Below are 11,629 nucleotides of genomic sequence, written 5' to 3'. Positions count from 1 at the left end.
ACGAGACCGCCTACGCGGAGACCACGTCCGCTACCCTCGCGGAAGCGGCATAACCGAACCGACACCGTGTCCACGATCGAGGGTCAAGGCCCTCATTTCCTACGATGGCCCATGACGGCAAATGTCCGACGGGGTGGTTGCGCGCCTCCGCTAGTTCGCGCGGGGTAGACAGCAGCGCCAGGTTAACCAGTCGTTCTGCTTCCGCTGCTGACAGCGGTAGCGCGGCGCCTTCGGTTTCGGGTCGTGCGTAGAATAGCACCCACACGTGGCTGCGCACACTATCGCTTTCACCGATCAGTGCATTGTGTAGCTCTCGAATGGCGCCTTGAACCGTACTCAGATCCTGGACGTGCAGAACAACGAGGCCAGGAGCATGCCCGAGCGGCTCGTGTTCAAGAAAGCCCGGAGCGCCGATCACGGCCAGGGGTCTGGTCGGCCGCCGAGTCTCGGGTGCGCTGAAACTTGAGGGCACGGGAGGGCCTTGCCTGCAGTCAGCGTGCGGAAAGGTCTGGTGCGAGTGGCGGCAGTAGATCGCCTAGTTCGCAGCGAAGAACTTGCGCGATGCTCAACACGGTCTTCAGGGTTGGATTGGCCGGCGTCCCGGGACGCGACTCGGCCTTCTCAAATTTCTGGTAGGTGTAGCGGCTGAGTCCGGCTCTGTATGCCACGTCTTCCTGGCTGAGTCCAAGATCGATCCGGCGGCGCTGCATAGCTACGCCGAGAGCGCGGGCGTAGGCCGCCCAGTCCTCGGGTCTTGGTGCGCGCTCTCCAGTCATCCTTCAACCCTGGCGCCGGTTGCGCGATCGTATGGCCTAGCCCGTATGGCATAATCCGTATGGTCATACGCAACAATTCCTCCTTGCCGTCTGGGCAGCTGCACGTATGAGTCGACATGCTCAGCATCAGCTCGCGGAAGGGGAATGACCATGGAGCCGGCCAAGTGGCACTGGTGGCACGATGCCGAGGAAAATCCTCCCGAGGATTGGGTGCACGCGTTCGACGAGGCAACATCGGACATCGGCACGGCCGTCCGAGGACTGGAAGCGGCGATCTACATCGCCCGCACGCGAAAGCGAACGGGCAAGGGGCCCACCTTCTCTGAGCTGTTCCGCGCGGTAGGGCCTGATCCCCGAAACCTGGAACCTCTCCCCCGCACCATCAGCTCGGTCGAGCGGAACCGGGTGGTGGGTCAGTTCCGAATGTTGATCGCCCACGCGTGGGGGCGTGCCGGGTGGATCGCCTGGGGTATAGAGACCCACAGTCTGCGTGTGGGGCCGCGCTTCCGGGCGGCAGCTCGGCGACATCGAACGACGAAAACGTCCATCGAGCACATGTAGGGACCACTCCCCTGACTGTGGCATATGGGGCGCGAGCGGCCTCGGCGTTGCGAGTCGTCGCGCGGCCCCTTCGGTGGCGTAACTCCACCGAATTCATCTTCGACGGGCTACTGGCGGCTGTCGCCTCACGTGGCGTCTCTCGAGCGGAGGGATACACCGCCGCGCACCGCGGACTCAACCGCATGAGGGCGAACCTTTCGCGGGACTCAGAGCTGTGGAGCTCTAGGGCCTAGTGGTGATTGCCGAGCGATGCGACTGCTAAATCATGATGTGCAGTAGCGGTCGCCGTTGCGCGATCTTGCGCTGAATGGTGGTCTAAGTTGTGTGGCGGCGCGGCAGGCCCTGACTCGCCAATTGGTGGCGACGGTGGTGGTGAGCCTGCCGGTGGACATGCCTGTCGAGCGATTTCAGGAAGAGTGAACCATGGAGGTTCATGCCTCTGACTTGAGCGGCGTACACGCGTGATTTCGTCGGCCGTGATCGACAATGGTCAGCAATAGCTGTATATTCAGTGCATGCTGACTATTACGTCGCGGCTCGATGCCATGAACCGCCTTGGAAGGGCCATGGCTGATCCGACCCGCTCCCGGATTCTCTTGGCGCTACTGGAACAACCGAGCTACCCAGCCGTGCTCTCGCGCGAATTGGAACTTACTCGCTCGAACGTGTCGAACCATCTGACGTGCTTGCGCGACTGTGGGATTGTGGTTGCCGAGCCGGAGGGGCGACAGACCCGATACCAGATTTCAGACAGACATCTCGCTGCCGCGCTGACGGCGCTGGTGGATGTGAGCCTTGCCGTTGATGAGGGCGCCGACTGTGTGAAAGCAGATTGTGCCGAACCTGGATGTCGCGCCGGTGGTGATGCTCAGTGAGCGCTGCATGTGGATGTGAACACAAGCCCGACGTTCGTGAGGATGGTGCCGACGAGCTTGAGCGTCCTTGGTGGCGTGATCGAGGGGTCATGGTTCCCGTGTTCTCCGGAACCGCTTTCCTCGGTGGGCTGGCGTTTGAATGGTCGGGGCTTCCGACGGTGGCCGTGGCCCTTTTCTGGCTCGCGCTGCTTCTGGGTGCTTCAACCTTTACGCCGGGTGCGGTCCGAAAACTGATGAGGGGCAAGCTGGGCATCAGTTTGCTCATGACCATAAGTGCCATCGGCGCCGTCTTCTTGGGGTACGTCGAAGAAGCTGCCGCCCTTGCTTTCCTGTACTCAATCGCCGAGGCGCTTGAGGACAAGGCGATGGACCGCGCTCGAGGCGGCCTACGGGCCTTACTGAAGCTCGTGCCGCAGACCGCGACCATCCGGCAGGGAGATGCGTCCGTGGATATTGACGCGAAGGATCTCCAGGCTGGGCAGATCATGCTGGTACGCCCTGGGGAACGCATCGCAACCGACGGCATCGTGCGCGCGGGACGCTCAAGTTTGGACACCTCGGCAATTACCGGAGAATCAATCCCCGTCGAAGTTGAGCCGGGTGACCTTGTCTCGGCGGGTGCGATCAACATGGCTGGCGCGATCGAGGTCGAAGCTAGCGCGGCAGGCACTGAGAACTCACTGACTACCATCGTCAAACTTGTGGAACAGGCGCAGGCCGAAAAGGGTGACCGTGCGCGACTTGCCGACCGCATTGCCCGCCCGCTCGTTCCAGGGGTGCTGATCCTTGCCGGACTTGTGGCACTCATCGGGTCGGCTTTCGGAGAGCCGGAGCTGTGGATTACGCGCGCGTTGGTCGTCCTTGTCGCCGCATCGCCGTGTGCTCTGGCGATCTCAGTGCCACTGACGGTCGTGGCGGCCATCGGGTCCGCAAGCAAATTCGGCGTGATCATCAAGTCCGGGGCTGCCTTCGAACGCTTCGGCTTGATCCGGCACACAGCATTCGACAAGACCGGAACGCTCACACGAAACGAACCTGTCGTCGCTGAAGTTCTCACCACGGAGGGCACCACACGAGCACAAGCCCTCACTTGGGCAGCCGCGCTGGAAGCACACAGCACTCATCCGCTGGCTTCGGCCATCATCAGCGCCTCACCCGAGAAGCGCCACGCCGACAAGGTCATCGAACAGGCCGGGCACGGCATCGAAGGCACTCTCGACGGCGCACGCATCACCGTGGGCAGTCCTCGCTGGCTTGAGGCCGGACAGCTCGGCGGCAGTATCGCGAGCCTAGAACAGCAAGGCATGACGGTTGTCCTCGTACACCGCGACGCGCGTCCAGTGGCTGCCATCGGAGTTCGAGACGAGCTCCGACCCGAGGCGGCCGAAGTCGTACGCGAGCTTGAAGCTCAGGGCATCGGGGTAACGATGCTCACGGGAGACAACACCCGAACTGCTCACACTCTGGCCCAACAAGCCGGGATCCACGACGTTCGCGCGGAACTGCGCCCCAACGACAAAGCTGCTGCGATCGCTGAACTCGCCCAAAATGGTTGCGTTGCCATGATCGGGGACGGCATCAACGACACGCCAGCATTGGCCACGGCCGACGTCGGCATAGCCATGGGTGCCACCGGGTCTGATGCCGCCATCGAGTCCGCCGACGTGGCATTCACAGGCCACGACCTGCGCTCACTACCCAAGGCCTTCAAACATGCTCGCAAGGGCCGGCGGATCATCAACCAGAACATCGCCTTGTCGTTGCTCATCATCGCAGTGCTACTCCCGCTCGCACTCCTCGGCATTCTTGGCCTGGCCGCCGTCGTACTCGTGCATGAAATTGCTGAAGTCGTCGTCATCCTCAACGGCCTACGAGCCGCCCGCAGCCAGAAGGAACGTAAATGACAACCCCACGCGGCAGTGTGACCGCGCCGACGCGGCAAGGAGGGAGCTCGCTGGGCGCCACTTTGCTGGTTGGAGGCATCGTCGTGGGCCTCGACCAAGCGACCAAAGCCCTCGCCGTGGCTCACCTCTCCCCCGGCCAGCGCATCCCGCTCCTGGGAGACCTGCTTGGGCTATCGCTCATTTTCAACCCGGGAGCGGCATTCTCCCTCGGCACCAACGCGACGTGGGTCTTCACCGGGGTCGGCATCCTTGCGTGCATTGCAGTGACCGTGCTCGCTCATCGACAGCGCGGAAGGCAGTGGGGCCTGGCGCTGGGGTTGGTCTTGGGAGGAGCGCTCGGCAACCTCGTCGACCGCTTCCTCAACCCACCATCACCAGGGAGCGGGCACGTCACCGACTTCCTCGCGTACGGCGACCTCTTCATCGGCAATGTCGCCGACATTTTCGTCGTGATTGGTATGGGCATGGTGTTTTGGACTGTGGTTGTTGGCCCGCATCGGCCAACGGCAACGGCGAAATCACAACGGTGACTCGTCCCGCATGGCGCGGCAGTTGTCCACCGTCGGCTAGCCGCTGAACGAACGGGGCAACAGCGGTAGCTTCAGTTGCCCAAACCGTTCCATCGCCCGCGTCGCTCAAGCAAAATCGTGTCCCGCCAAGTGCCGGCCGCAGGCCCAAACGTCATGAGCGCGATCCTCTCGCGGTACCCGATGCGTCGAAAGCCGAGGGCATCATGCAGGGCCAAGCTCGCGGAGTTTTCAGAGAACACGCTCGATTGCAGAGTCCACAGCCCCGCTAGATCAGCCTGCTTGATCAACGTAGCCATCAAGGCACGTCCGGTTCCTGTTCCCTGCGCCGCGGGGTCCACGTAAACGCTGTGCTCGGCCACGCCGGAATACACCTGGCGCGAGGAGACAGGGCTCAACGCAGTCCAGCCGACTACGACGCCGTCGCGCTCGGCCACATTGAGGCCGACGTCGAGCTTGCCGCCAAAGAACGCAGCTTCGGTGGGCGGTGCCTCCTCGAAGGTGGCGTGGCCGGTGGCGATCCCTTGCGCATAGATGTCGCGGACCGCTGGCCAGTCGCTGGGGAGCATTGGCCTGATGTGAGTGTGGGGCAACGCTGATCCTAACTATTGGAGGACCGGAGGGGAGGGCCCATTGGGCCCTCCCCTCCGGGATGTGCATCTAGTCCGAAAGCTGCTTCCACAAGCTCTGGACGCGGCCGCGAATGTCCTCGTAAATGACCTTGGCCTCAGCTTCGGTCGCGCCGTCGAGGTCAGCGACGTCCCAATCCAGGTACTGCTTGCCCGGGTAGATCGGGCAGGCATCTCCACATCCCATGGTGATGACGTAGTCGGAGGCGCGAACGACGTCGTCGGTGAGAGGCTTGGGGTAAGCCTCTTGAATGTCGATGCCGTTGGCCTCGAGCAGCGCCACCGCGGTGGAGCTAACCTCGCCCGAAGGCAGGGAGCCGGCTGATCGAACGTCGACCGCGCCGAGCGAGGTCCATTCCATCAGTGCTGCTGCGATCTGCGATCGACCGGCGTTTTGCACGCACACGAAGAGCACCTGCGGCTTCTTCGAGGGTCGGGCGCCCTTTGCGTGTGCCAGCGCTGCCAGACGGTCGCTGGCGAAGCGGACCGCCAGTGTTGCAAGGTACAGGCGCACCTTGGCGGTGCGTCCCAGGGTCGCGTAGGACTCGAAGACGTAGCGCTGGATGGTCTCTGGGCTGAAGATGCCCAGGTACTCATCGCTGAGCTTGTCCACGGCGCGCTCGAGCACGTGAACGTCTTTGAACTGCGCTGGAACTTCGTTGGATTCGCTCATCGAACAGTCCTTCTCTTGGTTGTTCCTATTAGGAGCAGCAGCCGCCGTCGGCGTCGGTGGAGCACACACCGGTCTCCGGCAGTACGAGCTGCACGAGGCGCGCGGCTTCGTGGTTTCCGGCAAGGTCGTCGGCGATAGAGCGCACCTGCTCGTAGCCCGTCAGGAGCAGGAACGTCGGTGCGCGGCCGTAGGACTTCATGCCAGCGATGTAGAGGTTGGCGTCCGGGTGGGAGAGCTCGGCGACGCCGTGCGGGTCAACCGAGCCGCAGGAGTGCAGGTTCGGGTCGATCAGCCCGGCCAGCGCGCGGGGCGCCTCCACGATCTCGTCCATGGCCAAGCGGACTTCCGCCAGCAACCCCAAGTTGGGGCGGAAGCCAGTGGCAGCGACCGCCTGATCGGCCTCGAGTGCGAAGTCCTCGCCACGGCGTCGGCCCTTGAGAACCAAGCGGCCGTCGGCCACCGACGCGGCGTCGATCTCGAAGGAGTCAACGAGCTCGATCACCCCGTCGCGCACCAGGGCCTGCAGGTCCGTGCCGAGCTTGCCTCGGGCCTCGAGCTCATCGGCCGCCGAGCCGTACACACGGTGAGGATTCTTCGAGCGCACCACCCAGGTGACGCGCGTGCCGTCGTTCGCGCGGACCAGGTTGGCGAGCTTGAGCAGCGTGTTGGCGGCGGAGTGGCCGGCACCGACCACCACAGTGTGCTTCCCTGTGAACGTCTCGCGGTCCTCGTGCAAGACGTCGGGCAGGGCATTGAAGATGCGTTCCGCAGCATTTTCGTCGCGCACAGGCAGACCGGAGGACAGGATCGAGTTCGGCTGACCGTAGGTGCCGGACGCATCGATGACGGCACGCGCGTTCAGGGTCTGCACGCCGCAACAGGTTCGAACCTGGAGCTGGTAGGGAGCCTGCGCGCGGCGGGCCGAGCGCGTGCGGTCCATGCCCTCCTTTGAAACGGCCATCACCTCGGAGTCGTAGCGGATGACCGCCGCGAGCTCGGGGGTCTGGGCCAGCGGCAGGAGGTAGTCGCGCAGGAACTCGGCGCCGCTGGGGTTCTTGGCCGCCTCTGGAGCCTCCCAGCCGTGCTTTTCCAGCAGCCGCGCCGCGGCCTCATTCACCACGTACTCCCACGGAGAGAAAAAGCGAGTGTGGGCCCACTGGGCGATGGCGTGGCCGGCGGACGGGCCGGATTCGTAGACGACGACATCCTGGCCGCGCTCCAGCAACTCGGCCGCTGCTGCCAGGCCCACGGGACCGGCGCCGATGATCGCGACGGGCAGACCCGTCATGCGGGGGTTCTTCGTGGTGGGCGGGACAGAGAGTTGCAAAGTCATGAGGGGTTCCTCGAAGTTCAAGTCCGGAAAAGGGGTTGGGGTCAGGCCGGGAGGATCTCGGCGACGAGCGCCTCGACGCGGGCCTTGATGTCGTCGCGGACGGCGCGGACGGTGTCGATGCCCTGACCGGCCGGATCGGTGAGGGCCCAATCCTCGTAGCGCTTGCCGGGGAAGATGGGGCAGGCGTCGCCGCAGCCCATCGTGATGACCACGTCGGAGGCGCGGACGTCGTCGGTGGCCAGCGCCCGCGGTGTGTGGGCGGCGATGTCGATGCCGACCTCGTGCATGGCCTCGACGGCCACGGGGTTGATGCCCTCGGCGGGGGCGGAGCCGCCGGAGAGGACCTCGACGCGGTCGCCGGCGAGGTGGCGCAGCCAGCCGGCGGCCATCTGCGAGCGGCCGGCGTTGTGGACGCAGACGAACAGGACGGTGGGCTTGGGCGCGTTCATGCGTTCTCCTTGATGAGATTGGCCGGAGCCGGGATGGGTGAAGCGAAGAGCTTGGGTCGCAGCCACAACGCTGCGTAGACGAGGGCCACCAGGACCGGCACCTCGATGAGCGGCCCAACGACGCCGGCGAGGGCCTGGCCGCTCGTCACGCCAAAGGTGGCGATCGAGACGGCGATCGCCAATTCGAAGTTGTTGCCGGCGCCGGTGAAAGCGAGGGTCGTCGAGCGGGCGTAGCCCAACCCGAGGGCGCGCCCGAGCAACAGACCTGCAAAGAAGACGACGGCGAAGTAGACCAGGAGCGGCAGGGCAATGCGCGCCACGTCCCACGGCTTGGACAACACCGCGTCGCCCTGCAGGGCGAAAAGAATCACGATGGTGAAGAGCAACCCGTAGAGCGCCCACGGACCCAGTTTGGGCAGGAACTTCTCTTCGTACCAAGCGCGACCCTTGGCCTTCTCGCCCAGGGTGCGGGTGAGGTAACCGGCCAGCAGGGGGATGCCCAGGAAGACGAGCACGGAGAGCATGATCGCCCACACCGAGAACTCGGCCGAGGTGGTCGGCAGACCCAGCCAAGCCGGCAGGATTTGCAGGTAGAACCAGCCCAACGCGCCAAAAGCGATGACCTGGAAGACGGAGTTCACTGCAACCAACACGGCGGCCGCCTCGCGGTCGCCGCAGGCGAGGTCGTTCCAGATCAGCACCATGGCGATGCAACGGGCCAGGCCCACGATGATCAACCCGGTGCGGTACTCGGGCAGGTCTGGGAGGAACGCCCAGGCCAGCGCGAACATGAACGCAGGGGCTGCAATCCAGTTGATCACCAGGGACGCGATCATGAGTCGCTTGTCGCCCAGCACCCCGCCGGTCTCGTTGTAGCGGACCTTGGCCAGAACGGGATACATCATCACCAGCAGCCCGATGGCGATTGGAAGAGAGACGTCGGCGACCTTGATGGAATCCAACGCCGATCCGATACCGGGAACCAGCTTGCCCAGGGCAAGGCCGGCGCCCATGGCGAGTAAAATCCAGATGGGCAGGAGCCGGTCAAGGGTGGAAAGCCGCCCTCCCATCGCAGTGGGAGGAGCAGTGGGGTCAGCGCGCAAGTGCGCCACAGGAATCACCTCAGGGATAGATCGACAACCATCGATGTGTTGAGTATGATCCTATACATCGACGTTCGTCAATCTCTGAACCGTGAGGAGCTCGCAAGCCATGACCACTACGCTCAATACCGGTGAGTCGGTGGAGGCTGCATGCTGTGCGCCAGCGCCTGGCACGCAGAGTCTGACGCAGGACGAAGCTGTGAGCCTGGCGGCCAAGTTCAAGGCTCTCTCGGATCCAAACCGACTCAAGATTCTCTCGATCGTCTCCTCGTCGAAGGGTGATGAGGCGTGCGTGTGTGACATTCAGGAGCCGCTGGATTTGGGGCAACCCACGGTCTCTCACCACCTGAAAGTCCTCGTTGACGCCGGCCTCCTCGCACGCGAGAAGCGCGGCGTTTGGGCCTACTACTCCGTCGTCCCCAACGCCCTCGAATCCCTCGCCTCCGCGCTCACCCCTCAGGAGAAGCTGTGAAGAATGCCCAGCCGTCCGTCGTCTTCGTCTGCGTGAAGAACGGCGGAAAGTCTCAGATGGCCGCCGCACTGATGCGTCAACTTGCCGGTGATCGCATCGCGGTCACCTCCGCGGGCACGAAGCCTGGCGACAAGCTCCACGCGCTGTCCATCGAAACCCTTGAAGCGGTCGGCGCTTCCGTTGCAGGCGAATACCCCAAGCAGCTCACCCAGCAGATGATGCTCGACGCCGATCGAGTCATCGTTCTGGGCGAGGAAGCCCAGTTGCCAGAGGTCGACGGCGCAGTCGTTGAACGGTGGAAAACCGATGAGCCCTCGTTGCGCGGCATCGATGGGCGCGAACGCATGGAGCTCGTGCGCGATGACATCAACGCTCGTGTCCGCGCCTTGAGTCACGCGCTTCTCGGCGAGGAAACCAGCGCCGATGTGCGCGACGTCATCATCGTTGGTTCCGGCCCCGCCGGGTACACGGCCGCGATCTACACAGCACGTTCCTTGCTCAAGCCGCTGGTCATCGCCGGCTCCGTTGAGGCCGGCGGCGAGCTCATGAAGACCACCGAGGTGGAGAACTTCCCGGGCTTCCCCGAGGGCATCATGGGCCCCGAGCTCATGGGCAGGCTGCAGGAGCAGGCCGAGAAGTTCGGCGCCGAGGTGCTCCACGAGGACGCCACCGCCGTGGAGCTCGAGGGTGAGATCAAGAAGGTCGTCCTCATGGACGGCACCATCCACCGCGCCCGCACCGTCATCCTGGCCACCGGCTCCGCCTACCGCGAGCTGGGCCTGGACAGCGAGGCCCGCCTCTCCGGCCACGGCGTCTCCTGGTGCGCCACGTGCGATGGCTTCTTCTTCCGCGAGCAGGAGATCGCCGTCGTCGGCGGCGGCGACTCCGCCATGGAGGAGGCCCTCTTCCTGACGAAGTTCGCTTCCAAGGTCACCGTCATCCACCGCCGCGACTCGCTGCGCGCCTCCAAGATCATGGCCGACCGCGCCCTCGCGCATCCCAAGATCGAGTTCGTCTGGAACTCCGAGGTTGCCGATGTGCTCGGCGAGGACAAGGTCACGGGCGTGCGCCTGCGCAACCTGAACACCGGTGAGGAGTCCGAGCTCGCCGTCACCGGCGTGTTCGTCGCCATCGGCAACGACCCGCGCGTGGCCCTCGTGAAGGACCAGGTGCAGATCACCGACGCCGGCACCATCGCCGTCGACGGCCGTTCCTCCCGCACCTCGGTGGACGGCGTGTTCGCCGCCGGCGACGTGCTGGACCCCACCTACCGCCAGGCCATCACGGCCGCCGGCTCCGGCTGCGTCGCTGGACAGGATGTCTGGTTCTATCTTTCCGCCCGAACTCTTGCCGAATCCGCGGCTGTGGTGTAGTGCAGAGAGTTCGGGTTCACTGCTGGATGCAGCGTCTTGGATAACTACAGTTTTTTGAGACAAGAGCGAATGCTGATCACATTCGAACGTCGCTCCCTGTTTTTCGAGGGGTGTCGCGTCTTGTAAACATGTCTTGCCGCTAGTTGTGCCAGGACTGGCCGCGCTCCCCTTATCTGAGACACACTAGGGGCATGAGGCTACTTGGATACACGCGCGTTTCAACCCAAGCGCAGGATGCAGCACTTCAATTCGATGCCTTGCTCTCCGCCGGGGTGCAGAAGCGCGACATCTTCTCTGACGTCACTTCGGGCGCGAAGTCGGTGGCGACGCGACCTGGCATGAGTCACCTCCTCGACTATGCACAGGCAGGCGACGTTGTGGTCGTTTGGCGAATCGATCGGCTGGGGCGTTCGTTGCTCGACGTATTGAGCACGGTTGACGAGCTGAGGGCTCGCGGCATCGAGGTGCGCTCCATCTCGGACGGCATCGACCCGACCACGTCCACCGGCCGATTGATGCTCGGACTCCTGGCAACTCTGGCCGAGTACGAACGTGAACTGATTTCCGAGCGCGTGACCGCAGGTATCGCTGCCGCCAAAGAGCGTGGCGCTCTCTTTGGGAGGCCTACGGTGGATCGTGAGGTCGTGTCCCAAAAGTTGGAAGTAGTTGCGGCAGAACGAGCAAAAGGGAGAACTGCTGCGCAGGCAGCCGGACTCGTGGGCTGGTCCCGTGCCACTTATTACAGGCACCAACAAGAAGTTGAGCGCACAGCTCTGATTCAGAAGCCGCGCTCTCAACAAGAGAGTGCTGCGCCTATGCGTCGTGGAAAACCGGCTCTTCGGACATCCGGTGGGGGTAGGGCGCGCCGGGTGAGGTTCGGCGGGTAGGGGTCGAGGTCCCCGAGGATCAGAAGCGCTAATTCCCTGATCTTCACGAGGACCTCGACGTGCTTCA

The 11,629-nt window shown here is 64.0% G+C and carries 13 protein-coding genes and 1 pseudogene; 8 read left to right on the top strand and 6 right to left on the bottom strand.

Going from position 1 to position 11,629, the window contains the following annotated elements; translation table 11 throughout:
- Positions 1 to 491: 491 nt before the first annotated feature.
- Positions 492 to 776 carry a helix-turn-helix transcriptional regulator gene (locus tag DWB68_RS15180; RefSeq protein ID WP_119425965.1) on the bottom strand — a complete coding sequence of 95 codons (285 nt, stop codon included), beginning with the start codon at positions 774 to 776 and terminating at the stop codon, positions 492 to 494.
- Positions 777 to 926: 150 nt separating this feature from the next.
- Between DWB68_RS15180 and DWB68_RS16060 the strand changes: the two genes are divergently transcribed.
- From DWB68_RS16060 to lspA, 4 genes are all read left to right on the top strand, one after another.
- The gene (locus DWB68_RS16060; protein ID WP_147391710.1) at positions 927 to 1,337 is read left to right on the top strand and encodes a hypothetical protein; all 411 of its coding nucleotides are present in this window, start codon (positions 927 to 929) and stop codon (positions 1,335 to 1,337) included.
- A gap of 515 nt (positions 1,338 to 1,852) precedes the next feature.
- On the top strand, positions 1,853 to 2,212 hold the full coding sequence (cmtR, locus tag DWB68_RS15175; RefSeq protein WP_119425964.1) for a Cd(II)/Pb(II)-sensing metalloregulatory transcriptional regulator CmtR: 360 nt from the start codon (positions 1,853 to 1,855) through the stop codon (positions 2,210 to 2,212).
- Positions 2,209 to 4,116 (top strand): heavy metal translocating P-type ATPase, encoded by a 1,908-nt coding sequence (locus DWB68_RS15170; RefSeq protein WP_119425963.1) that lies wholly within the window; start codon positions 2,209 to 2,211, stop codon positions 4,114 to 4,116. The genes cmtR and DWB68_RS15170 overlap by 4 nt, the downstream gene beginning before the upstream one ends.
- Positions 4,113 to 4,646 carry a signal peptidase II gene (gene lspA / locus DWB68_RS15165; RefSeq protein WP_119425962.1) on the top strand — a complete coding sequence of 178 codons (534 nt, stop codon included), beginning with the start codon at positions 4,113 to 4,115 and terminating at the stop codon, positions 4,644 to 4,646. Before DWB68_RS15170 ends, lspA begins: the two co-directional genes overlap by 4 nt.
- A gap of 71 nt (positions 4,647 to 4,717) precedes the next feature.
- On the opposite strand, the gene DWB68_RS15160 is transcribed toward lspA, so the two are convergent.
- The 5 genes from DWB68_RS15160 to arsB all read right to left on the bottom strand — a co-directional run bounded on the left by DWB68_RS15160 (position 4,718) and on the right by arsB (position 8,797).
- A complete protein-coding gene (locus DWB68_RS15160; protein WP_119425961.1) occupies positions 4,718 to 5,212 on the bottom strand; it encodes a GNAT family N-acetyltransferase in 495 nt (164 codons plus the stop codon).
- Between the two features lie 91 nt (positions 5,213 to 5,303).
- The gene (locus DWB68_RS15155) at positions 5,304 to 5,945 is read right to left on the bottom strand and encodes an arsenate-mycothiol transferase ArsC (protein WP_119425960.1); all 642 of its coding nucleotides are present in this window, start codon (positions 5,943 to 5,945) and stop codon (positions 5,304 to 5,306) included.
- A gap of 28 nt (positions 5,946 to 5,973) precedes the next feature.
- On the bottom strand, positions 5,974 to 7,278 hold the full coding sequence (locus DWB68_RS15150; RefSeq protein WP_119425959.1) for an FAD-dependent oxidoreductase: 1,305 nt from the start codon (positions 7,276 to 7,278) through the stop codon (positions 5,974 to 5,976).
- 41 nt (positions 7,279 to 7,319) lie between these two features.
- Entirely contained in the window at positions 7,320 to 7,727 is a 408-nt protein-coding gene (locus DWB68_RS15145) for an arsenate reductase ArsC (RefSeq protein ID WP_119425958.1), read from the bottom strand.
- Positions 7,724 to 8,797, bottom strand: coding sequence for an ACR3 family arsenite efflux transporter (arsB, locus tag DWB68_RS15140; RefSeq protein WP_119425957.1), 1,074 nt, complete (start codon positions 8,795 to 8,797; stop codon positions 7,724 to 7,726). The genes DWB68_RS15145 and arsB overlap by 4 nt, the downstream gene beginning before the upstream one ends.
- A gap of 142 nt (positions 8,798 to 8,939) precedes the next feature.
- Here arsB and DWB68_RS15135 point away from each other — a divergent pair, with 142 nt between their 5' ends.
- The 4 genes and pseudogenes from DWB68_RS15135 to DWB68_RS15125 all read left to right on the top strand — a co-directional run bounded on the left by DWB68_RS15135 (position 8,940) and on the right by DWB68_RS15125 (position 11,562).
- Positions 8,940 to 9,302, top strand: coding sequence for an ArsR/SmtB family transcription factor (locus DWB68_RS15135; RefSeq protein ID WP_119425956.1), 363 nt, complete (start codon positions 8,940 to 8,942; stop codon positions 9,300 to 9,302).
- A pseudogene (locus tag DWB68_RS16885) lies at positions 9,299 to 9,676 on the top strand (arsenate-mycothiol transferase ArsC); the annotation flags it as partial. The gene DWB68_RS15135 and the pseudogene DWB68_RS16885, both read left to right, overlap by 4 nt.
- Positions 9,656 to 10,675: a thioredoxin-disulfide reductase gene (gene trxB, locus DWB68_RS15130; RefSeq protein WP_407645711.1), complete on the top strand. Its 1,020-nt coding sequence runs from the start codon at positions 9,656 to 9,658 to the stop codon at positions 10,673 to 10,675. The pseudogene DWB68_RS16885 and the gene trxB, both read left to right, overlap by 21 nt.
- 191 nt (positions 10,676 to 10,866) lie before the next feature.
- Positions 10,867 to 11,562: a recombinase family protein gene (locus DWB68_RS15125; RefSeq protein WP_119425955.1), complete on the top strand. Its 696-nt coding sequence runs from the start codon at positions 10,867 to 10,869 to the stop codon at positions 11,560 to 11,562.
- Positions 11,563 to 11,629: the final 67 nt, after the last annotated feature.

It is taken from the genome of Galactobacter valiniphilus, from assembly GCF_003575975.1.
In the GTDB taxonomy this organism is placed as follows: Bacteria; Actinomycetota; Actinomycetes; order Actinomycetales; family Micrococcaceae; genus Galactobacter; species Galactobacter valiniphilus.
The sequence above is the reverse complement of the archived record's forward strand: the minus strand, read 5'-3'. Positions and strand labels throughout refer to the sequence as shown.